Source organism: Chryseobacterium pennae, assembly GCF_003385515.1.
GTDB lineage: Bacteria > Bacteroidota > Bacteroidia > Flavobacteriales > Weeksellaceae > Chryseobacterium > Chryseobacterium pennae.
Genome location: NZ_QNVT01000003.1, coordinates 1 through 23,177 on the forward strand (window position 1 = coordinate 1; position 23,177 = coordinate 23,177).

A 23,177-nucleotide genomic window follows, 5' to 3' on the forward strand; every position below is an offset into this window, starting at 1 on the left:
AAAAAGATTGTAATAATCAAGGATTTTGTCATAGAGCTAAGCAAATCACTGGCTGCTTTTAGTCCAACAAAAAATTACCCTTTTCCAGGGATTAAAAAACTAGCACAAACAATGCAGCGTTTTTATTACCTGAAAAAAGGTGCAGAATTATAAAACCACTACAAGATGAGCCTCTGGAGGGGGGTCAAATTGAAGATTTGACGGGGTGGTTCAAATAAACATCAACACTTCTACAGTTGTCAAACAAGTCGATAACAAATTGGCACTGACTATCAGATTAGACAAGCAAAGCTAATTGATCAATCTTTTTCCATCACGAATCAGGTCTTCCGCATCCCGAATCCCATCCCAAAACTAGCAACTTATCCTCGTATTTTCTTATATTTGTTCATTATAGATACTATGGACGCAACACAAGATAAAAGGCTGTTTCTCATCGATGCTTATGCGATGATTTTCAGAGGATATTACGCACTGATCAGGAATCCGAGATTAACCAGTACTGGTTTGGATACCTCTGCCATCTTTGGATTTACCAACTCTTTAATCGAATTGATCAGAAGAGAAAGACCCTCTCATTTAGCGGTGGTTTTTGATGTAGGAAGAGCAAGCGTAAGAACTGAAGATTTTGCTGATTATAAAGCTAACAGAAGTGAAACTCCGGAAGCTATTAAAATTGCTGTTCCATATATTCACAGGATTCTCGAGGGAATGCACATTCCGATTCTGGGTGTCGAAGGGTATGAAGCAGATGATGTAATAGGTACCATTGCCTGCAAAGCGGAAAAAGAAGGATATACCACTTTCATGGTAACACCGGATAAAGACTTTGCACAGCTGGTTACCGATAAAATCAAAATTTATAAGCCAGGACTAAAAGGCGGTGATATAGAAATTCTGGGCGTAGACGAAGTGAAAGCCAAATATGAGATCGAAGACCCAAAACAGGTGATTGATTATCTGGCGATGATGGGGGATGCGGTAGATAATATCCCGGGACTGGAAGGAGTTGGGGAGAAAACGGCAATGAAGTTCCTTAAAGAATTTGGTAGCATTGAAAATCTATTGGCCAATACCGATAAGCTGAAAGGGAAACTGAAGGAAAAAGTGGAAGCCTCTGCAGAACGTGGAATTTTATCTAAAAAACTGGCAACCATTATCTGTGATGTTCCTGTAGAATTCCATCAGGAACAATATGATCTGGAAACTCCCGATTTTGAAAAAGTAAAAGAAGTCTTTGAAGAAATTGAGTTCCGAAGACTATATGAAAACCTATACAGAGCTTTTGCTCCGGCAGCTACAGAAACAGTTGTAGTAAGTGAAGCGGAAGTAAAGCAGACTCCGGCAGGAACAGAAGTCAAAGGACAGGTAATGCAGCTTGACCTTTTTGCCAATTTTGAAGAGCTGGATCAGGCGACTTCTACAAAATCCTCTATTGAGCATAACGATCATCTTTATCAGTTTGTTGATAATCCAAAAGCTCAGAAAAAACTGGTAGACAATCTTTTGAAACAGAGAACGGTTTGCTTTGATACAGAAACCACATCTCTGAATGAGCTGGAAGCAGAACTGGTAGGAATGAGTTTTTCCTATAAAAAAGGACTGGCCTATTATATTCCTTTATCCGAAAACAGAGAAGAAGTATTACAAACCCTGGAAATCTTCAGACCGTTTTTTGAGAAAGAAGATTTACTGAAAATCGCTCATAATTTAAAATTCGATTATAAAATATTAAAACAGTATGACATCACCGTGAAAGGAGCGATGTTTGATACCATGATTGCTCATTACCTGTTGAATCCTGACGGAAGACACGGTATGGATTATCTTTCTGAAGTATATCTGAACTATAAACCAGTCTCCATTGAAACCATTATCGGGAAAAAAGGGAAAAAGCAAGGAACATTCAGGGATGCTGACCTTAGAACACAGACAGATTATGCTGCGGAAGATGCTGACGTAACCTTCCAGCTGTATGAATTGTTTGCTCCACAACTGAAAAAAGAAAACCTTGAAGACCTTTTCTTCAATATTGAAATGCCTTTGATGGAAGTTTTAGCGAAAATGGAACTTGCAGGAATTTCTTTAGATGAAAAATGGCTGGCACAGGAAAGTATTGATCTTGAAAATGACCTGAGAAATTTAGAAAAAACGATTTTTGAACTTTCAGAAGAAGAATTCAACATGAATTCACCAAAGCAGCTTGGAGAAATCCTGTTTGAAAAAATGCAGCTTGATCCAAAAGCTAAAAAGACAAAAACTGGACAGTACGCCACTTCAGAAGATGTACTTCAAAAACTGGCTTCAAAGCATGAGATCATCAAGCATATCCTTGAATACAGAACCTATCAGAAATTAAAATCAACCTATGTAGATGCATTGCCATCTCAGATTGATAAACTAGATAACAGAGTACACACCAATTTCTCTCAGACTACCGCAGCAACAGGCCGTCTGGCAAGTGTAAATCCGAATCTTCAGAATATTCCGATCAGAACCTTGAGAGGACAGCAGATCCGTGGAGCCTTTGTTGCAGGAGAAGGAAAGAAGATCATCTCTGCCGATTACTCACAAATTGAACTTCGTCTTATCGCTGAAATTTCAGGAGAAGACAATATGATTAAAGCATTCCAGGACGGAGAAGATATTCACGCCTCTACAGCTGCTAAACTTTTTAAAATTCCTTTGGAAGAGGTTTCAAAGACGCAAAGAAGCCAAGCCAAGACGGTAAACTTCGGAATCATTTATGGGCAGGGAGCTTTTGCACTGGCAGAACAAACCGGATTATCCCGTACAGAAGCCAAGCAGATGATTGAAGCTTATTTTGAGACCTATCCGAAATTGAAGGAGTATATGGCAGAACAGGTAAATAAAGCCCGTCAGATGGGATATGTTGAAACCATTCTGGGAAGAAAGCGTCATTTAAAAGACATCAATTCCAATAATTTTGTAGTAAGAGGTCACGCAGAAAGAAATGCAGTGAATGCTCCGGTACAGGGAAGTGCAGCTGATGTTGTAAAGTTGGCTATGATCAAAATAGACCGTGAGCTGGAAGAACAGCAGCTAAAAACAAAAATGCTGCTTCAGGTACATGACGAATTGGTATTTGAAGCTCCGGCAGATGAAATTGAAGCCGCTTCAAAACTGATCAGAACTGAAATGGAAAATGCTTTAAAAACACAGGTTCCGCTATTGGTAGAAATTGGAGTAGGAGATAATTGGCTGGAAGCTCATTAAGAATCTGAAATTACTTAATAATAAACATAAAAACTTCTGCTTACGGGCGGAAGTTTTTTATTTTTATATATCTATCTCCTTCTTGATGATGCACTTCGGGTATGCGGTCTGACATACGTTCCGTCTTTTCTGTGATATCCCTTCACACTTACACTACTACCTGATGAACTTGTGCTACTAGAACTATAATTGTATGTTGATGTGGTCGTAGGAGTTTTTACTGGAGTATAAGGAGTATAATTGCTGTATGAAGTATAAACAGGATTATATGCCCATCCAGAGTAATTGTTCCATTTTATTTTCTTGTAATTCTTTTTATTGAGCTGAGTTGATAAGAATACTTCAGTGTTTTTAGGCACTATAGTTAGAATATTAGTGGAATCCGAAGAACCATAAATTGTAGCATCTTCAGTCAATAAAACAGTGTAGTAGTTAGTAGAACATGATACTGTGGTTACACAAATTATCAAAAAGAAGAATAAATTAAAAATACGTTTCATGATGTTATTTTATGTTTTCAAATCTATCACGTATTTTTATAACTCCTTTACGGAAACCCGTACTCCAAAATAATTAAAGAAACCCGGTTTTACAATTGAGAAGAATTATCTTTTATTAATCTTACTATAGCTAAATCATCTGTTGGCTTCATTCCATAGCGATGTTCAAGTGCTTTAATCTTTTTGTTGAGCATTTCGTCAGTATCACTATTTGATTGATCTATCATCAGATATTCAATACAGTTTACACTTTCAGAATCAGCTTTTTTGATCTTTGAAAAACTAAGAATTCCATCAGTAGCAATAGAAATATCCTCCAATTTTTCAAAAAATATCTTTTGAATCTGGTTGGTGTACCAATTCTCAAAATTTGCATTAAGGTGATAAGCGAAATAATCAGGTGTATTATCACGATCAAATTCGGTTATTTGTCCATTGATGCAAATAACTCCATCACCAATAGATAAAATAATCCCTTTGTTGTCTGTAGCATCATAAAGTAAAATGATAAGAGTTGTTAATAGCTCCTTCTCATCCAGCATCAGATGCTTTTTTAGAAATGTAATTTCATCGAACAGTCTTTTTATGATTTCCTTAAGTTGTTCATCAATACCAGATTGAATATTTTTTTCATACAACTCTCTATATCCTGTTTCGATGATGATCTTACGAAGTATTTTACCAGCTAAGGTAGAGGCAAAATGACTTTCCATAGCAGTAGAACATCCGTCCATTACTGCACATATAATTTTATTAGAGTTTATTTTTTTGATCAGAAGATGATCTTCGCAATGATTGGTATGATAATCACTGATTTGTAAAGAGGAATATATATTCATGAATTCGTTGAAAGGTATTGTTATTTCACAAAAAAAACAATTTCCCTTACATCAATGTAATGGCTTTTCCCTGTTTATTATATTCCCAGCCAAGTTCAATGGCCTCAGTAATGTTAGATTCGATGAGACTAGGTGTGATTTCCATAGATTCTCTTCCATAAGGTTCAGACCTACAGAACCCCACATTTATTAATAGAATTTGACCTTCGCTCTCATGCTGAACAGAGATTTCATATTCAACATCATGTCTTTCATTGTGTGAGATCTTCTTTCTTATTTTCCAATAAAATACTTCGTCAATGACGATGATCTTTCTAAGTCCCTTTTTTGCGATAGCCATGATGTGTTGAGAGAAAAACCTGACTATAAGAAAAAAATACAGCCAGGTATTCTAAATTTCTATAGTATTATTTAAACGTCAAATTCAATTTCGCCAATATAATACAGTTTGTTTTCTTCTCCATCCACAGAAACAGGATTAGGAATAACAAATCTGCTGGCAAAAACAATGGCATTTACAGGAGTATCCAGGCTTAGGTCATTAAGCTTTTGCTCCAGAACCGGAAGCCATTGGTCTGCATATGAATATTCTGAGAACTTTTCAACCAATCCCAGTCTTTCATCTTCAAAACCATATTCTATAAAGTCGTCATCGAACCATTTGATGTTCTGGGACTCTGCAAATTTTGAAACATACTGATCATCATTTTCCTCTTCCAGATAATAATTTTCATCCTCTTCCACAAAAGCATAAAATTCTTCTTCATTTTTAAAATACCCCAGCCAGAAGTGAGAAATTTCTTTGTCCATAATGTATTGTTTGTTGTATTGTTTATTATAATTGTTTAGAATGTATTTTCCAGGTTGTCGAAACTTTCGAACTCTCTTTTTTGAGTGAAAAAACAGGGTTGAGACTTATTTTTTCAATTTGAACTGTAATATTACAAAAGTTTTCCGTTACATTCCGTTTTTTGAAGCATACTACACAAAGTCCCAACATCAAAAATAGTTCCGTAAAAATTTTTATTGTAAATTTATTCTATTGTTAAATTTTGAAAATGGAATTTCTACAGGACCATTATGTCGTTACGAATGAGTTGTTATTGATCTTTATTTCAGTGATTCTGGGATTACTGATTGGCGCAGAACGTGAGTATCGCAATAAATCTGCCGGGCTGCGTACTTTTATCCTCGTTTGCTTTGGAGCCTGTTTATTTACCATCCTCTCGATTAAAATAGGTGTTGCAAATCCTGATCGTCTGGCCGCAAATATAATTACCGGAATCGGATTTTTAGGGGCAGGCGTCATATTTAAAGGTGAGAATAAAATTGAAGGAATTACAACAGCCACTACCATTTGGGCAACAGCTTCCATAGGGATGGCTGTGGGTTCAGGATATGTCTATTTTTCCCTTCTGGGAACAGCTTTGGTGCTTATTATTTTGAGTGCATTAACTTATCTGCAGAGTTTTATAGATAATTACAACAAGATCAGGGAGTATAAAGTAGGAGTAACGAATTCAGCAGAAATTTGATGTCAGCATAAGAACTATTTATCGGGATGTAAAAACCCTTGAGAATGCAGGAATTCCAATTGTTGGAGAAGCAGGAAACGGATATTCCCTGATGGATGGCTATAAACTTCCACCAGTGATGTTTACCAAAGAAGAGGTTTTGAGCTTCATTACCGCCGAAAAGCTTATGCAGAAATTTTCCCATCAGAGTTTGGGAAATCATTATCAGACCGCTATGGAAAAGGTACGTTCCGTGTTGAGGCATTCAGATAAGAATTTAATTCAGAATATTGAAAAACAGATTGATGTTTTTAATTTTCATACGCAACAGAAAGAGGAAGACTCTCTGAAGAATGTAATTCCTATTATTCTGGAAAGTATTGCTGAGAAAACACAGCTGAATATTGAATATCAGACAGTAGATTTAAAAGTAACCAACAGGACCATTGAAGCAGTCGGAATTTTCTTTGAATTCAATTTTTGGTATATCATGGCTTACTGTACACTGAGAAAAGACTTCAGGCAGTTTAGAATAGACAGAATTCTAAAGATTTCTAAAACACAGATTCCTTTTTTACAGGAATATGGGCAAATCAATGACTACAGAAAGTCACACGGAAATAAAGTGAAAGCGAAACTTTTGATAGATAAAAAAATAATGGCTCATTTAGTCAATTCTAAAAAATATTATGGGTTGGTTGAAGAAGTAGAAACCGATCAAGGGATGGAACTTACTTTTGAAACAGAATGGATCAATGATGGATTTCCCCGTTGGGTCATTACTTTTGCAGACTATGCTACTGTCCTTGAACCGGAAAGCCTTCAGGTAAGGATGAGAGAATTGCTTGTCAAAATGATGGAAAGGCATCAATAAAAACCTCAGCCGAAAACAGCTGAGGTAGATTGACTTTTATTGGCAAGTAGATGAAATGGTTTATAAATCTGTTTTTGTATTAAAATCTCTCCCAGAAGAAAGGGGGTTCAACTCCTAAAGCTCTCAGATAAACATATCCCTGTGCACGGTGATGAATTTCATTATCTACAAAATAAAGAATATTCTCATATATCGGGAACTCATACTGTCCAAATAGATTAAAAGTCTCCTGGAAACGTTCTTCAGTAATTTGTCTGAAATAGTGGTTGATCACATCAGTTTCTTCATCCCATTTTTTCAAAATTTCTTCTTTAGTTTTTGGATTAAAAGCTTCTTCACTATAAGCTTCCACATTGTTCTCAATAATTCCTTTCAAAGCTGTACCTCCAATAGAAATTAGCTCTACTGCCATTTTAGCGAATGGTCTCATTCCTCCAATTGAAAATTCAAATAATTCTTTTTCAGGAAAAGCCTCAATCACTCTTCTTGTAAGGTTTCTGTGTCCTTGCCAGTCCTTTAATAACTGCTCAGTAGTCATGAATTGCTTAGTTGCTGTTGCTGTAGTTGTCATAATGTATCGTTTTTGTTTGTTATTGTTGATACAAAGGTATGAGTGGGTGATGACAACAGTTTGTCAGTAGAATTTTTGATACTGAAAGAATATTTTATTTCTTTGCTAAAATATTGAAGACTACTTTTCCGTTTAAGAGAAGTATATTAATAAAAAGAAAATGATTATTTAGAATTATGAAGAAGTATATTTTGCCTGTTATGACCACTTTTTTATTAGTATCATGTAATAAAATTGAAGAAAAAATAGATCAGACGGTCCAGGAAACCAAGGAAAAGGTACAGCAGAAAGCCCAGGAAGCAGTAGAAGAGACTGTTAAAAAAACAGTAAACGAATCTATTAATTCATTTACTAATTCCGAGGATGCAAAGTTCAATACAGTTTTCCCTAACGCAGGAGGTAATATGATTTCAGAAGAAAAAGGAAAAAAAATAAAGCTTCCTACGGGAACCGAAGGCTATATTTTTAAATACAAAGCAAACATTGATGTATTGTTGCCTTTTTTAGAAAAACAACCCACTTCTAATGAAGGAAAATCAGATAAAACGGCTAAAAAGATTGATGGGCAAAGCATTATCAGTAAAATAAGCCTTCTCTCAAAATTTCTTCCTGATAATACTTTTGATACAAGCTTTTTAGAAGATATTAAAACTGATAAAAGTATTCAGTATTATAAGCTGAAAAGATTTCCCAACAGTAGTACTCTAATCTATAACCCCAAAAACCAGACCATCATACAATACGTAGAGGTAAATAAATAATTTGGATTGGCCGGCTTTTGTCGGCCATTTTTATAGTTTTTGTAAGCCCGTAGTTTATGCGATTTCAATCTATTTAAACTATTTATCAAAAAGAATAAAATCACGTTATTTTGTAATTTTAGTTAATTGTTTTTCGTGTAAAATATAAGATGATTGTTGTATTTCTTTTTTAGAGCATTAATAGACCATTTTGTATTTTGTAAATTAATCATTGTATTTTCGCATATTAATAAAGATTTGTTATGTTTTGAATGGTATCTTTATTTTATGCTATATTTTTATGTTTAGTATTTAATATTTTTATAAATTTATTCAATTATTAATACTTGACATGAAAAAGAAAATCTTTAATAAAAAAATCTATGCATTACTATTAAGCGGAGCTGGTACTATGGCATATGCTCAGGAAACTGTAAAAGAAAATAATATAGATGAAGTTGTGGTGACCACAGGGAGAACTAAGCCCAGAACCATAATTACCTCAGCAATTCCTATTGATAATATTTCGGCAGTACAGTTAAAATCCACAGGACAAATTACTTTTGATAAAGCTTTGACGTACGCTGTACCCTCTTTTAATTCATCACAGCAAACTGTTTCTGATGCAACGGCTCATTTTGATCCGGCAGATTTAAGAGGATTAGGCCCATCCAGAACATTAGTTTTGGTTAACAATAAAAGAAAAAATCAAAGTGCTTTAATTTATGTAAATGACACCCCCGGAAAAGGTGAGGTAGGTACGGATCTGAAAAGTATTCCCTCTGCCGCCTTACAGAATGTAGAGGTATTGAGAGATGGTGCCTCCGCACAATACGGTTCTGATGCTATTGCAGGAGTGATCAATATTATTCTTAAGAACAGCGTTGGAAAAAGTGCAGTCAATCTTTTTTCAGGGATTACTTCAAAAGGAGACGGCTTTAATATCGGAGCAGATTTTAATACAGGAATCAGAGTTGCCAAAAATGGAAGTTTGAATCTTACATTAGGATATTCTTCCCAAAATAAAACGAACCGCGCAGGTTCTGTTACAAAAGATGAACTTTTTGGGGTGGATAATGCCTGGACGCAAGCAAATCCCGGTTTAGGAATGATTATAGGACAGCCGGAGACAAAAGTGGCTAATATGTTTGTGAATTTTGAATTGCCAACAAGCGAGACAGGTAAATTTTATGCTTTTGGGGGTACAACTTACAGGAATGGGACCAGTTATGCTTTGTATAGAACACCTTATTGGGTAGCTTCAGATTTTGGTTTATTAACACCAAAAGGACAACCTTACAATGGATTTCAGCCTGAATTTAAAACAGATGTTTATGATTATAATTTAACCTCCGGATGGAAAGGTATGTTTGGAAAATGGAGTTTTGATGGGAGTGCAACCTTTGGCTCTAATGCTGTAAATTATGTTGTAAACACCATAAATACATCTTTGGGTGCAAATTCACCAACCCGTTTTAAAGCGGGTGGTCATCAGTTTAGTAATATTATAGGAAATATAGATATCAACCGGGACTTTGGTGCGGTTGTTTTAGGAGCTGGAGTGGAAGTGCGTAATGAAAATTATCAGGCAACGGCAGGAGAAGAAGCATCTTATATAGGAAGTGGTGCAGAATCATTTCCCGGGCTGCAGCCTCAAAACGAAGTCAATGAAAATCGTCAGAATATTGGAGCTTACATAAATGCTGAATGGGATGTTACGAAAAACCTGTTACTTGGAGGAACTGTGAGATATGAAAATTTCAGTGATTTTGGAAATAATGTTTCCTGGAAAGGAAATGCAAGATATAAATTGTTAGATGATAAACTGGTTTTCCGAGGATCTGTTTCTACAGGCTTTCGAGCTCCTTCATTACATCAAATTTATTATTCCAATGTTCAAACCAAAATTACAGGGAATACTGTAGCTAATCAGGGGACTTTTAATAATGACTCTCAAATTGTAAGATCTGATCTTGGTGTACCAAAATTAAATGCTGAAAAAGCCTTTAACATTACTGGGGGATTTGCCATAAAACCTTTTAAAAACCTGACTATTACTGCAGATTATTATAGAATAAAAATTAAAGACCGAGTACTTTTCTCAGGAGATATTGGGTACAAAACCGGTGCTCCAGGTAGTCCGGATGTAGCAAACCCTGTGGAAGTAATATTAAACAATAATAAAATAACCTCCTTGAAGTTTTTTACCAATGCGGTAAATACAGTTACTGAAGGGGTCGATTTCGTAGCTAATTATAATTCCGCTGTAGGCAAAGGAAGATTGGGAATTATTGCAGCTTTCAATTATAATGAAACTAAAATAGTAGATAATATTGCCGTTCCGCCTATTTTGGCTGAAAATGATTACTCAGAAAACTTTTTTGATAGAAAAGAACAATCCAGAATTACCTCTGCAAGGCCAAAAACAAAAACTATTCTCAGCCTTTCGTATGAAATTTCAAAGTTTAATTTTAACTTAAATAATACTTACTTTGGTTCTGTTGCATGGCAGCACGCAACTGATCCTGCCAAAGATCAGACATTTTCTGGTAAGGTAATTACAGACATCGTTTTAACATATAAAATCACGAAAGACCTTAAAGTTTCCGGAGTCGTAAATAATTTATTAAATATTTATCCGGATGTTATAGATAGCAAAGGAGATGTAGTAACAGATCTTGGAGGAAGGTTCAAATATCCTTGGGAAGTGAATCAGTTTGGATTTAATGGAACCACTTTTCAGCTAAATGTTAATTATACTTTTTAATCTATAAATAAAGGAATCGATATTTGTGTTATCATGCCTAACAAAGGTGAAGCAGCCTCAAAAGATATAAAACCCATAGGGCAAATATAAACTGACATTAATCCTAATGTCAGTTTATTATTTTCAGATAGAATAGGAAGCTATTGTTACATTTTACTTTTTACATTGTTCAAAAAAAGGTATTTTAGTACTATGAAAATTTATACAAAAACAGGAGATAAAGGCCAAACGGCACTATATGGTGGAACAAGAGTTTCTAAGGCCAGTGCCAGAGTGGACAGCTATGGAAATATAGATGAACTGAATTCATTCATCGGAATAGCTAAAAGCCATATTGAAGATGAAGAAGTTTTGAGACAGCTGAAAAAAATTCAGTTTGATTTATTCACAGTAGGTTCAGAAGCAGCTACACCAGTAGACAAACTGATGCTGGCCAACGGAAAATCCCGTCTTCCGATCATTATTTCAGAAACAGAAATTGAAGAACTGGAGCAGTGGATGGATATTTTTGACGAAAAGCTGGAACCACTTCAGTATTTTATCCTTCCAGGTGGAGGTAAGCCTGCAACATTTTTGCACGCGGCAAGAACTATCTGTAGAAGAGCAGAACGTTCATTGGTGTTCTTAAATGAGGCTGAAGAAGTACGTCCGGAATTAATTAAATATTTAAACAGACTTTCAGATTATCTTTTCGTGTTGGCAAGATATATATCAAAACTAAACAACGAACCTGAAGAATACTGGAACCCGAATGAAAGGTAGAATGAGAAGGTTCTTTTTATTATTAGTTTTATCTTCCAATTTATTTTTAGCTCAAAATAGTTTAAATGATTTTGAAAATGGAAATAATCTTTTATCAGAAAATAAGTTTTCTGAGGCAGAAAATTTATTTCGCAGAGCATTAAAAGAAGAACCCAATAATTTAGATTTTAAATCACAATTGGTACTAACTTTAATCAATCAAAATAAAAATGATGAGGCAGAAAAAAATATTATTGAAATTTTAAAAGAAAACTCATTATTTCCAGCTGCACTTTGGTATGGAGGCTTGAACAATTTTCAAAGAAATAAGCCTGATTTTAGGCAGGCTGTTTCATATTTTGAACGGTTTTATAAACTAATTGACGAGAGTTCAAATCAGTATTTTGCTGTTAACTTTTATATAGGGAAATCCTACCAGAATTTATTATACACGGATGGACTGTCATATGATGAAGTAAGCAGAATGTTGGAAACTTATAAGAAATATGTTGATATAGAAACAGATACTGAAGTGAAAAATAAAATTACTGGCTTTATAAAAACGATAGAAGAAAATAGGCCGGGTAAAAATGTAGAAAAATGGGTTATTGCAACAACTCAAAGTGCTAAAAATAAATAAAGGAAAAACTTGAATGACTATGAAGGTGTTACTTTTCATCAATGGAGAAGCTCCAAAATCTTTTCCAAATCCGGATCATTATGATCTGATTGCCTGTACAGACGGCGCTTTTCATTATCTCAAAAGAATAGGCTTTCCTTTGGCTCAACTGGATTTTATTTCCGGTGATTTTGATTCCCATTCCGGATCTGATGAAAATATTTATCAGGAAAAATTTATCCATACACCCGATCAGAATCATACAGATTTTTATAAAGGACTGGATATCATTATTGAAAAAGGAGGAAAAAATGTAGATGTTTTTGGTGGAAGCGGGGGCGAGCAGGATCATTTTTTAGGAAATCTTACGGTGGCTTATGCCTTTAAAGATAAACTGGATGTGAAGTTTTATGATGAGTTTTCAGAGTATTATTTCATTCCTAAAAATTTTACGGTAAAAGGAATAAAAGATAAAATGGTTTCTCTGTATCCGTTTCCTGCAGCTGGAAATATTATAACAAAAGGGTTAAATTGGCCTTTGGATAATGGAAGTCTGAACATTACCTCAACAATCGGAACCCGAAACTTTGCGGTAGAAGATGAGGTTTCCATTACCTATGAAAAAGGAGATCTGTTGATTTTTATTGGGAAAAATTATTTGTGATAAAGTTTTAAGTAAAATTACACAAGTAATTCAATAGAAGCTGGCTTTAGCCCGTTCAATAAAAATATAATAAGATCGATTAGCTTTAACCAAAATTTAATATAAAATCTTAAACCACAAAAGTCACAAAAGTTTTTGAACACTTAAGTTATTTCTAAGTGACTACTAACTGTTTGAGAAGTACACCTAAGTTCTGAAAATCTTTGATTTTCTTCTTAAGTGTACTTCTTTTATGTAATTTTTTAAGCTTACTTAAGTGAACTAAAGTGTTAGTAAAATAAACTTTTGTATCTTTTGTAATAAAACAAAAAGCTATTGAATACATTCATCAAAATACCGGTTATCACCATTTCATTATGCTGCATTTTTTCATGCAAAACACAGCATTTTGAAACCCCTGAATATGGCAAAAATGAAACTGAGAAAGCCCTTAAGATCAAAAAGGTTAATAACTTCCGGGCGGTAGGCAATATTAAAAATACTGAAGGACGAACCCTAAAAGAAGGAATGTTTTATAGAAGTGCCCATCTCCATAAACTTAATAAGAAATCTTTTGACGAATTTGGAAAACTGGGTATTGCAGAGATTATAGATTTAAGAAATTCAAAAGAGATTTCTGACAGTCCGGATCATCTTCCGGATGGAGTGACCTATAAGAAATATTCAGCTTTTGAAGATGAAGGAGATCAGTTGTCACAGGCCCGAAAATTGGTTTTGAAAGGAAAAGTGAATGCTTCTGATGCAGACAAAAGAATGATTGACTTCTACCGTGAATATGTAACCGAAAATCCTGAGACAATAAAAACTATTATTACAGAGATTCTGGAATCGGAGAAACCTATTCTTTACCACTGTACAGCCGGAAAAGACAGAACAGGAATTGTTACTGCCTTAATCCTGACCATATTGAAGTTTGATAAAGAGACCATTTATAATGAATATCTTTTGTCCAATAATTTCAGGAAGCCCCTGGTAGAGAAAAGACTACGATTGGCCAATAACCTACATTTCCTGTATCCGAAGATGGATTTACAGGTTTTGGAAAAGCTCAGTTGGGTAGAAAAAAGATACCTTGATGCAGCTTTTGAAGAGATCGATAAAAAGTATGGGTCTATAGATACTTATATTCAGCATGTATTAGGTATTTCTGAAATCAAAAGAGAGGGATATATTCAAAAGTTTACCCACTGATTATCAGGGGTAAGTTTCTCTAAACAACAATATTGTTGTTTTATTTAAAATTATAATAATTTTAACACCTAAAAATCAAACTTTTTTAGCAATTTTGCATTTCTTAATTCACTTGTTTAGAAATGAAAATAAAGTACTCGGAACTTATTGATCAGACATTATATTTTCCTACGGAGGAATTTAATGTTTCTGAGAACAATTTGTTGTTTCACGACGTTCCATTGATGGACGTAGTTGAACAATTTGGCACTCCGCTAAAGATTAGCTATCTGCCGAGAATTTCTCAAAATATTCAAAAAGCCAAAAGCTGGTTTAAAGAAGCTTTTGAAAAGATTGAATATAAAAAGAATTACACCTACTGTTACTGTACAAAATCCAGTCATTTCAATTTCGTATTGGAAGAGGCTCTGAAGAATGATATTTCGATAGAAACGTCTTCTGCCTATGACATGGATATTGTAAAATCTCTTTATGAGAAAGGGAAAGTAGATAAAAACATTGAGGTAATCTGTAATGGATTCAAAACAGATGATTATCTGACAAATATTTCAGATATGATCAATAATGGTTTTGGAAACATTACTCCGATTCTGGATAATTACCGTGAACTGGATAAACTTACAGAAAGTATCGATTCTACCTTTAATATCGGGATCAGAATCGCTTCTGAAGAAGAACCAAAGTTTGAATTTTATACCTCAAGATTAGGAATCGGATATAAAGATATCATTCCTTATTACAGCCAGAAGATCGCTGAACACCCGAATGCAAGATTGAAAATGCTTCACTTTTTTATCAATACGGGAATCAAGGATACTTCTTACTACTGGAACGAATTGTACAAATGTCTTCGTGTATACGCACGTTTGAAGAAAATTGCTCCTGAAGTAGATTCACTGAACATTGGGGGTGGTTTTCCAATCAAGACTTCTTTGAATTTTGATTACGATTACCAATACATGGTAGAGGAAATTGTTTCTCAGATCAAGAAATTCTGTGAAGAAGAAGGAGTGGAAGAACCAAACATCTATACTGAATTCGGAAGTTTTACTGTTGGAGAAAGTGGGGCAAACCTTTACAAGATTATCTCTCAGAAACGTCAGAATGACAGAGAAAAGTGGAATATGATTGATTCTTCTTTCATGACCACACTTCCGGATACATGGGCGATTTCAAGACACTTTATCATGCTTCCGCTAAACCGTTGGGAAGATAGTTACGAAAGAGTATTCCTGGGTGGATTGACATGTGATTCAGATGATTATTATAACTCTGAGCAGCATACCAATGCCATTTATCTGCCTGTTTTCAGTGATACAAAGCCTTTGTACATCGGATTCTTCCATACAGGAGCTTATCAGGAAACTATCGGAGGATATGGTGGAGTTCACCATTGTCTGATGCCTCAGCCAAGACACGTCCTGATCCAGAAGGATGAAAATGGAGAGTTACAGTATGAAATTTTCCGTGAAAAACAGGAACCTGAAGATATCTTGAAACTTCTTGGTTACAAATAAAACCTCAACTTGTCATTGCGAGGAACGAAAGTGACGAAGCAATCTCAGAATAAAACAAAAGCTCTCAGAAAATCTGAGAGCTTTTTATTTAAAAATATTTTGAAATCTTATCCAGTACAAGGTCTTCATAATCAGAAACCACCGTATCAGCTAAAGTATAATCCTGATTTTTTGAATGTGGACTTCTGTAAGCTGTACAGAATATCTTAGCTCTGTGGGCAGCAAGAATACCATTCGTAGAATCTTCAATCACCATACAGTTTTCAACAGGTTCACCTGCCATTTCAGCAGCTAGTAGAAAAACTTCAGGATGAGGTTTGGATTCCTTTAAATCGGCACCACTGATCTTTCCACTGAAATATTGCTCAAGCCCAAATTTTTCAAATACCATATTGATAGTCGTCATGGTAGCAGAAGAAGCTAAAATAAGCTTGATACCGTTTTCATGATAATGTTGAATCAGGTTTCTTACGCCGGGAATCAGGTCAAACTCATCATCATTATAAAAATAATCTTTAAAATGAGACCTTTTGATGTCTGCAATAGATTCGTAAGTCTGATGTAAATTAAATTCCTTAATCAGAGTTTCAGAGACTCTTTTGGTTGATGCCCCGGTAAAAGAAGTGTATAAATCTTCGGAAACTGCAATTTCCAATTCATCAAACGTTTTGAAATAGGCTTTTCTATGCAATGGTTCTGTGTCTACAATTACCCCATCCATATCGAAAAGAACAGCTTTTAAAGACATATTCTAAGTTTTTCACAAAAATAGGAAATTGTGTTGAAAAGAGAAAGTTAATGAAACGAAGGATTGTAAATTAAAACATCTGCCTTTAACTAATCTGAGTTTGAAATAAGAAATAGAGGGCAATGAGGTGGAAGCTGGAGGCTGGAAGTTATTATGAGCAAAGTTTCAGTATGGGTATGATAATGGAGTAAAAATGTTAATTAAAATAAAGTTCAGATTCTTCTTTGGACTTTCATAACTTCCAGCTTCCCGCCTCCATCTTCCTTACTGAAAAATTATCCGTAGTTCAGATGTAACCAGAACCATCATTCACAAACTCTTCGTATCTTTGCGATCAATTACAACATTAAAATTTTAAAATAAAGCATGAGAACATACGCAGGAATTCCCGAAGAAAACGGAACGTTAGAGAATTCGAAAGTAATGTTGGTAACTGTTCCTTATGACGGAACTTCAACATGGGGAAAAGGAGCTGATAAAGGCCCTGAATTATTCCTAGACGCTTCTGAAAATATGGAGCTTTATGATATTGAAACACAAACTGAGCCTTATCTTCAGGGAGTATATTTGGCTGGAGAAGTTTCTGAAAATTCTACTCCTGAAGCAATGACAGAAGCTGTTTATCAGAAAACAAAAGAGCTTTTGAATAATAAAGGGAAAGTATTCACTTTATTTGGTGGTGAGCACTCTGTTTCTATCGGTTCTATCCGTGCAGTAGGAGAAAAATTTGAAAACCTTACCGTTCTTCAATTAGATGCTCACACAGATTTACGTCCTGAGTTCCACGGTTCTACTTCTAATCACGCTTGTGCTGTGTTTGAAGCTAACCAGAAACATAACTTAGTTCAGGTGGGAATCCGTTCTATGGATGCTGAAGAAACTCAGTATTTGCCGGAAGGAAGAGTATTCTTTGCTCACGAGATTGCTAATAACGAAAACTGGGTGAATGATGTATTGGAAAAAGTTTCAGGAAACGTATATATTACGATTGACCTTGATGCCTTTGATCCTTCTATTGCTCCATCTACAGGAACTCCTGAACCGGGTGGATTACAATGGTATCCAACATTGGAATTATTAAGAAAAGTATTTGAAAAATGTAATGTAGTGGCATTTGATATTGTAGAGTTAATGGATTCTCCAATAGCTAAGCCAACCGCTTTCCTTGCGGCTAAATTATATTATAAGATGCTTGCTTATAACGATATTTATAACAACGATAACTAATATTCCGCAAGAATCGGATTTTTTCTGCCGTATATTCTTTGGAAATTTGTGAGGTAAAAACAATACAAAATGTCCACACAGAATCAAATCGATTATAACAGAATTGCTAAAGCGATAGAGTATATCCAGAGCAATTTCAGGCTTCAGCCAAGTTTGGAGGAAGTGGCAGAGAATATTCACTTAAGTCCGGCCCATTTTCAGAAGATCTTTACAGATTGGGCAGGAACAAGTCCGAAAAAATTTTTACAGTTCATCAGTCTTGAACATGCTAAAAATTTATTGAAGGAAGAAAAAGCAAGTATTTTTGATACCGCTTATGAAACCGGACTTTCCAGTACAAGCAGATTACACGATATGTTTGTAAAAATAGAAGGAATGTCTCCGGCAGAATATAAAAACGGGGGAAAAAGTCTTGTCATCAATTATAGTTTTTCAGAAAGTCCGTTTGGAAATATCCTGGTAGCTTCTACAGAAAAAGGAATTTGCTATATGGCTTTTGAAAACGATAAAGAAACAGCATTAGGGAATTTACAACATAAATTTCCTAATGCTTCTTTTTTTGAAAAACAAGATCAACTTCAGAAAAATGCATTGTCCATATTCGATAAAGACTGGACGAAACTCAATACGATCAAACTTCACTTAAAAGGAACCGATTTTCAGTTGAAGGTTTGGGAAAGCCTATTGACAATTCCTATGGGAAAACTGTCTACGTATGGCAATCTTGCTGAAAAAATAGGAAATCCTAAAGCATCAAGAGCTGTAGGAACAGCAATAGGCAGTAATCCTGTGGCATTTCTCATCCCTTGTCACCGTGTTATTCAGTCTACAGGACATCTTGGTGGTTACCGATGGGGAAGTGATAGAAAGCAGATGATTGTGGGTTGGGAAAGTTCGCAGCTTTATTCATGATACCAATATTTTAATAATCCTCTATTTTTATTGTTTGTTTTTGTTTGTTGATAAAAGCAACAGAAAAATTCATGTTTTATAGTACCTTTGGTTGAAGTATTTTCTATAAAAAAATATTTTGAATTTTAATAAGACCATGAATTTTACAATTAAAGACGGCAAGGGATTAATTGCTCTTGAATATGATATCAATCAGTATAGTGAATGTCTGACAATAGGAAAGGAGCCGGCTCTTTTTTTATGGGATGACTGTGATGATCCGGGAGATGAAAATATGGTACTGTTTTCCATTACCAAGGAAAATCATAATTGTATTAATAAAGCTCTTAAAGAAGTTGATTTTAATGTAGATTATACAGATAAAGTCGAAGATCTGTTTCAAACTTTGCAGCCCCTGCTGGATTTAATGCAAAATGGGAATTATAAATTAAGTTTTTCTGAGGATAAAGCATGGTTTGTTTACAACAATGCCGCCGTATTTGGACATGAAAGACTGGACAAAAAAGAAGTAGAGGAAGAGATCAGGAAATATGATGAGAAATTATCACAAAACCTCATCTACAGCTATGAATCTTATACTGTTTATGCAGATACCTGTCATTTTAATGTGTATGAATATCCTTTTATTGCCTGGAAATCTGAAGAGGAAATTGATACAGATCTTGTAAAATATTATACGGATCTTATCTTATCAGGAGTAAGACCATTTGCAGTTATTCTAAAGGGCAAATACGGGGAAGATGATTATTTTCATGAATACATTCTGGACGGGCACCACAAGCTTTGTGCTTATAGAAATCTGAAAATAGAGCCTTTATTTGCAATTATTGAGTTTTTTCCGGAATCAGAATCAGAAATAAAAATGGATATCGAGCTTATATCTCAAATGTTATATCCATGGCAGTTCAATCATTATTATGATACCTGGAATGCATATAGTAAACGAAATTATTTACAAAATAATCCGGAAAGCTTACTCAAAAAACATTTCAAAAATGGTTTTGTTACCTTTCTTTATCCTGATGACAGGAAAAGAGCAGAAGCATATTATATCAATGAGGTGATTGATGGGGAATATAAATACTGGTATAATAATGGAGATCTGTGTGTTCTGGGGAATTATGCACTGGGTAAAAGAATAAACAAGTGGATGTATTACTTTTCAATAAATGAAATAGAAGGGAGTATTCCTACTTCTCTGGTAAAAGAAGCATATATAAAAGATGAATATATTTATAAAGACAAATATCCATTGGTTCATAAAAGATGGGATAAGGAAGGAAAGATTGATTTTATAGAATATACTTCTGAAAATAAAATTATTAAATCACCTTTGACTGAGAACATGATTTTAAAATATTCTACTGAAAGATATGAAGATGTATTAAATGAAAAAAAAAGTAGTAAAAAAAAATCTGAAAAGGAAAAACAAGATACCGAGTTTACCAAAGCAAAAAGAGATGAAAAAGTATATATGGGACTGAAAATACTATTGTTTACTGTGATTATTGGATTTGTCATCGTCTACTTCAGTACGCTTTGAGGAGATCAATTGCCTATTCTCTAATAATAAATGAATAAATTTTACTGATTATGCTAACCCTGTTCGATGAAACACCAGATTATCCTTTAAGTCTCTTACCACATAACGGAACCGTCTTATACTATGGGAAAGTCTTCTCAAAAGAAGAGTCTGATAGGTATTATGACTATCTTTTCAACCAGATTCCATGGGAAAATGATGAGGCAGTAATTTTCGGAAAACTAATTCTCACCAAACGAAAAGTGGCCTGGTTTGGAGAAAAAGCTTTTGAATATACCTACTCCAACAGAACAAAATATGCAAAACCCTGGACTCCTGAATTATTAAAATTAAAACAAAAATGTGAAGAAGTTTCAGGTGAAACCTATAATTCATGTTTACTCAATTTGTACCATGACGGAAGCGAAGGAATGGCTTATCACAGTGATGGCGAAACCGATTTGAAAAAACATGGAGCCATTGCTTCCATGACCTTCGGAGCCGAAAGAAAATTTTTATTTAAGCATAAAACAACCAAAGAAAAGGTTGAAATATTCCTGGAAAACGGAAGCTTACTGATTATGAAAGGCACAACCCAGGATCACTGGCTTCACAGACTTCCTCCTACAACGAAAGTGAAAACCCCAAGAGTAAACCTTACTTTCAGAACGATTGAAGAATAAAAAGAATCTCGCAGATTACGTAAATCACGCAGATTTATAACACCATCATCTGTGAAAAACTGTGCCATCCGTGGTTAAAAAATACCTTAAAGTTTATTTAACTAATCTAAATGAGCCTTGACAAGGTTGCAGCATCAATAAAATCCGCGAGAGATAAATAACAAAAAAAGCTGTTCATCCGAACAGCTTTTTCAATTTATTTCAATACATCAGCTTCAATAGAGCTATCACCATACACTTTAATAAATGCTTTAGTGTAATCTTCCTTAGAAGCAAAATTCGGATTATCCATAAATTTCTGAGGATTCAAAGCAAAAAGCGGGAACCATGTGCTGCTGATCTGAATCTGGATTTTGTGGCCTTTTTTGAAGGTATGAACCACATCCTGAAGTCTGAAGTTCACTGCTGTTTTTTGGTCAGGAACCAAAGCTTCTCCTTTTTCTTTAGTATTTCTGAATCTCGCAGGCATAATTTCGCTTCTTACCATCTGGTGATAGTTTCCATAAATTACACCGTCTTTCTTTTCTGCGGGTTTGAAATCTTCAGGATAAACATCAATCAGTTTTACTGCAAAGTCTGCGTCTGTAGAAGATGAAGAAATATTAAGTTTTGCCATAATCTCGCCAGCAAAGGCAATATCTTCCGTTAGAACATCCGTTGTAAACGTCAATACATCAGGCCTTCCAACTGCAAATCTTTGGTCTTCCGACATATAGTTTTTAGGAGTAAATCCATTGAAGTCTTTTAAATGATCAGAACTTAAAACAGGATTATTAGGATCACTGTAATACTCTGAATACCCTTGTTCTGATGCTTTTTTCAACGTTTTATCAGACAGGTAGAAATTTACTTTCTGAGCATTTTTGGGAGGGTAAGAAGCAAATTCTTTCCATTGTTTTGCTCCGGTGTCATACATCAAAGCTTCCGGAAGCCCTGCATCCTCTTTGGTATTTCCTTTCAGATAGTGGCTGAAAAATTTTGTTTCTACATTTTTCTGGTAATAGGTGGCAATACTGTCTCCAAAATAAGTTTCACTGTGGAAATGTTTTCCTTGTTCCTGTGACCATCCACCATGAAAGAAAGGACCCATTACAATCGTGTTCTTAGCCTTAGGGCTTGTCTTTTCAATTGTTTTGTAAATATTTAAAGGTCCGGCAAGATCTTCTGAGTCAAACCAGCCACCAACAGTCATTACCGCATGATTGATATTCTTAAGATGAGGAAGAAGGCCTCTTTTTTGCCAGAATTCATCATAGTTGGTATGATTCATAATTTCTGTCATGAAGAAATTATCTTTATAATATTTTTCATAGCCATCTTTAAGGGTTCCCATGTCTCTGTAGAATTTTAGGCCATCCTCAGAAGTTTGCTTGATGAAAGAGTCCATGTACCATCCTTTCTGCTCCGGTTTTGTTTTCTGAACTCCAAAAACAGGGAAAGTTCTGAAATATCCCAGCATAAATCTTCCGTTGTGAAGGAAATCATCATTCCAGAAATCAGAAATCGGAGCTTGTGGAGAAGAAGCAACCAATGCTGGATGCTGTGCTAATGTTCCTACAGCGGTATAAAATCCAGGATAAGAAGTTCCGAACTGTCCTGCTTTACCATTGTTATCTTTAACGTTTTTCAAAAGCCATTCGATAGTATCATAGGTGTCTGTACTTTCGTCTACATCTTTCTTCGTTTTACGTTCCACCTGTGGAGTCATATTGGTAAAAGTACCTTCACTCATATATCTTCCACGGACATCCTGATATACAAAAATGTATTTGTCTTTCATCAGGTAGGTGTTAGGACCCACTTTGGTTTTATATTCATTTTCACCGTAAGGAGCAATGCTGTAGCAGGTTCTCTGCATCAGAAACGGATATTTGTTTTTGTTTGAAATATCCTTAGGAATATAAACTGCAGTGAAGAGCTTTACACCATCACGCATGGGAATATAAAACTCCTTTTTGGTAAAGTTATCTCTAACGAAATTGTCTTTTTGTTCCGTATTCTGAGCCTTTCCAAGAATGAAAAGAAGAATGAATACAAGTGAAATATGGGTCTTCATAAGTAAAATTTGTGGCTAATTTAAAAATAAAAATACTTTCACGGTATTTTCTCAGATGAATCTTCCTTTAAAAGTTAATTTGTTTTGATTTTTTGCTGTGGGTTATGGAATTTGTAAAAGGAAGTTTTGTGAAGGAAGAAGGGTAAGATGCAGGTAGAACCGCCCCGTCAAAATCGTAGATTTTGTCACCCCTCCAGAGGGCGAGAATGTTTACGTTTTCAATTGAAATTATGGTGAAAATCGGAGATTTTCAGA

21 protein-coding genes are annotated in these 23,177 nt (G+C 34.9%); 14 read left to right on the forward strand and 7 right to left on the reverse strand.

What is annotated here, in order from left to right; all coding sequences use genetic code 11:
- Window positions 1-402 precede the first annotated feature (402 nt).
- Window positions 403-3,237: a DNA polymerase I gene (polA, locus tag DRF65_RS04580; protein WP_115969215.1), complete on the forward strand. Its 2,835-nt coding sequence runs from the start codon at window positions 403-405 to the stop codon at window positions 3,235-3,237.
- Between the two features lie 71 nt (window positions 3,238-3,308).
- Here polA and DRF65_RS28250 read toward each other — a convergent pair whose 3' ends face one another.
- The 4 genes from DRF65_RS28250 to DRF65_RS04595 form a co-directional block, all read right to left on the reverse strand.
- Window positions 3,309-3,596, reverse strand: coding sequence for a hypothetical protein (locus DRF65_RS28250; protein WP_123947275.1), 288 nt, complete (start codon window positions 3,594-3,596; stop codon window positions 3,309-3,311).
- A 230-nt stretch (window positions 3,597-3,826) separates the two neighbouring features.
- A complete protein-coding gene (locus DRF65_RS04585; protein ID WP_115969217.1) occupies window positions 3,827-4,576 on the reverse strand; it encodes a protein phosphatase 2C domain-containing protein in 750 nt (249 codons plus the stop codon).
- Window positions 4,577-4,622: 46 nt separating this feature from the next.
- Window positions 4,623-4,916 (reverse strand): hypothetical protein, encoded by a 294-nt coding sequence (locus DRF65_RS04590; protein ID WP_115969219.1) that lies wholly within the window; start codon window positions 4,914-4,916, stop codon window positions 4,623-4,625.
- A 71-nt stretch (window positions 4,917-4,987) separates the two neighbouring features.
- Window positions 4,988-5,386, reverse strand: a complete 399-nt coding sequence (locus DRF65_RS04595) for an immunity 22 family protein (RefSeq protein WP_066692735.1) — start codon at window positions 5,384-5,386, stop codon at window positions 4,988-4,990.
- A gap of 248 nt (window positions 5,387-5,634) precedes the next feature.
- Here DRF65_RS04595 and DRF65_RS04600 point away from each other — a divergent pair, with 248 nt between their 5' ends.
- Together DRF65_RS04600 and DRF65_RS04605 are read left to right on the forward strand one after the other, a co-directional pair.
- The gene (locus DRF65_RS04600) at window positions 5,635-6,111 is read left to right on the forward strand and encodes an MgtC/SapB family protein (protein WP_115969220.1); all 477 of its coding nucleotides are present in this window, start codon (window positions 5,635-5,637) and stop codon (window positions 6,109-6,111) included.
- A 91-nt stretch (window positions 6,112-6,202) separates the two neighbouring features.
- Window positions 6,203-6,964: a helix-turn-helix transcriptional regulator gene (locus DRF65_RS04605; RefSeq protein ID WP_228438526.1), complete on the forward strand. Its 762-nt coding sequence runs from the start codon at window positions 6,203-6,205 to the stop codon at window positions 6,962-6,964.
- Between the two features lie 79 nt (window positions 6,965-7,043).
- Here the strand turns inward: DRF65_RS04605 and DRF65_RS04610 are convergent, their stop codons facing one another.
- On the reverse strand, window positions 7,044-7,535 hold the full coding sequence (locus DRF65_RS04610) for a DinB family protein (protein WP_115969224.1): 492 nt from the start codon (window positions 7,533-7,535) through the stop codon (window positions 7,044-7,046).
- Between the two features lie 176 nt (window positions 7,536-7,711).
- On the opposite strand from DRF65_RS04610, the gene DRF65_RS04615 reads away from it, so the two are divergent.
- The 7 genes from DRF65_RS04615 to DRF65_RS04645 all read left to right on the forward strand — a co-directional run bounded on the left by DRF65_RS04615 (window position 7,712) and on the right by DRF65_RS04645 (window position 15,774).
- Window positions 7,712-8,296, forward strand: a complete 585-nt coding sequence (locus DRF65_RS04615; protein WP_123947276.1) for a hypothetical protein — start codon at window positions 7,712-7,714, stop codon at window positions 8,294-8,296.
- Between the two features lie 331 nt (window positions 8,297-8,627).
- Entirely contained in the window at window positions 8,628-11,042 is a 2,415-nt protein-coding gene (locus DRF65_RS04620; RefSeq protein ID WP_115969227.1) for a TonB-dependent receptor plug domain-containing protein, read from the forward strand.
- A gap of 192 nt (window positions 11,043-11,234) precedes the next feature.
- A complete protein-coding gene (locus DRF65_RS04625) occupies window positions 11,235-11,804 on the forward strand; it encodes a cob(I)yrinic acid a,c-diamide adenosyltransferase (protein ID WP_115969229.1) in 570 nt (189 codons plus the stop codon).
- Window positions 11,794-12,423, forward strand: a complete 630-nt coding sequence (locus DRF65_RS04630) for a tetratricopeptide repeat protein (RefSeq protein WP_115969231.1) — start codon at window positions 11,794-11,796, stop codon at window positions 12,421-12,423. Before DRF65_RS04625 ends, DRF65_RS04630 begins: the two co-directional genes overlap by 11 nt.
- A 19-nt stretch (window positions 12,424-12,442) precedes the next feature.
- Window positions 12,443-13,066, forward strand: a complete 624-nt coding sequence (locus tag DRF65_RS04635) for a thiamine diphosphokinase (protein WP_115969233.1) — start codon at window positions 12,443-12,445, stop codon at window positions 13,064-13,066.
- Window positions 13,067-13,381: 315 nt separating this feature from the next.
- A complete protein-coding gene (locus tag DRF65_RS04640; protein WP_115969235.1) occupies window positions 13,382-14,257 on the forward strand; it encodes a tyrosine-protein phosphatase in 876 nt (291 codons plus the stop codon).
- A 122-nt stretch (window positions 14,258-14,379) separates the two neighbouring features.
- Window positions 14,380-15,774 carry a type III PLP-dependent enzyme domain-containing protein gene (locus DRF65_RS04645; RefSeq protein ID WP_103248181.1) on the forward strand — a complete coding sequence of 465 codons (1,395 nt, stop codon included), beginning with the start codon at window positions 14,380-14,382 and terminating at the stop codon, window positions 15,772-15,774.
- An 88-nt stretch (window positions 15,775-15,862) separates the two neighbouring features.
- On the opposite strand, the gene DRF65_RS04650 is transcribed toward DRF65_RS04645, so the two are convergent.
- Window positions 15,863-16,522 carry an HAD family hydrolase gene (locus DRF65_RS04650; protein WP_115969236.1) on the reverse strand — a complete coding sequence of 220 codons (660 nt, stop codon included), beginning with the start codon at window positions 16,520-16,522 and terminating at the stop codon, window positions 15,863-15,865.
- Window positions 16,523-16,888: 366 nt separating this feature from the next.
- Here DRF65_RS04650 and speB point away from each other — a divergent pair, with 366 nt between their 5' ends.
- From speB to DRF65_RS04670, 4 genes are all read left to right on the forward strand, one after another.
- Window positions 16,889-17,749, forward strand: coding sequence for an agmatinase (speB, locus tag DRF65_RS04655; protein WP_115969238.1), 861 nt, complete (start codon window positions 16,889-16,891; stop codon window positions 17,747-17,749).
- 69 nt (window positions 17,750-17,818) lie between these two features.
- Window positions 17,819-18,661: a bifunctional helix-turn-helix domain-containing protein/methylated-DNA--[protein]-cysteine S-methyltransferase gene (locus DRF65_RS04660; RefSeq protein ID WP_115969240.1), complete on the forward strand. Its 843-nt coding sequence runs from the start codon at window positions 17,819-17,821 to the stop codon at window positions 18,659-18,661.
- Window positions 18,662-18,797: 136 nt separating this feature from the next.
- Entirely contained in the window at window positions 18,798-20,204 is a 1,407-nt protein-coding gene (locus tag DRF65_RS04665; RefSeq protein WP_115969242.1) for a toxin-antitoxin system YwqK family antitoxin, read from the forward strand.
- Between the two features lie 50 nt (window positions 20,205-20,254).
- The gene (locus DRF65_RS04670) at window positions 20,255-20,866 is read left to right on the forward strand and encodes an alpha-ketoglutarate-dependent dioxygenase AlkB family protein (protein ID WP_115969244.1); all 612 of its coding nucleotides are present in this window, start codon (window positions 20,255-20,257) and stop codon (window positions 20,864-20,866) included.
- 196 nt (window positions 20,867-21,062) lie between these two features.
- Here the strand turns inward: DRF65_RS04670 and DRF65_RS04675 are convergent, their stop codons facing one another.
- Window positions 21,063-22,922 carry a CocE/NonD family hydrolase gene (locus tag DRF65_RS04675; protein ID WP_115969246.1) on the reverse strand — a complete coding sequence of 620 codons (1,860 nt, stop codon included), beginning with the start codon at window positions 22,920-22,922 and terminating at the stop codon, window positions 21,063-21,065.
- Window positions 22,923-23,177: the final 255 nt, after the last annotated feature.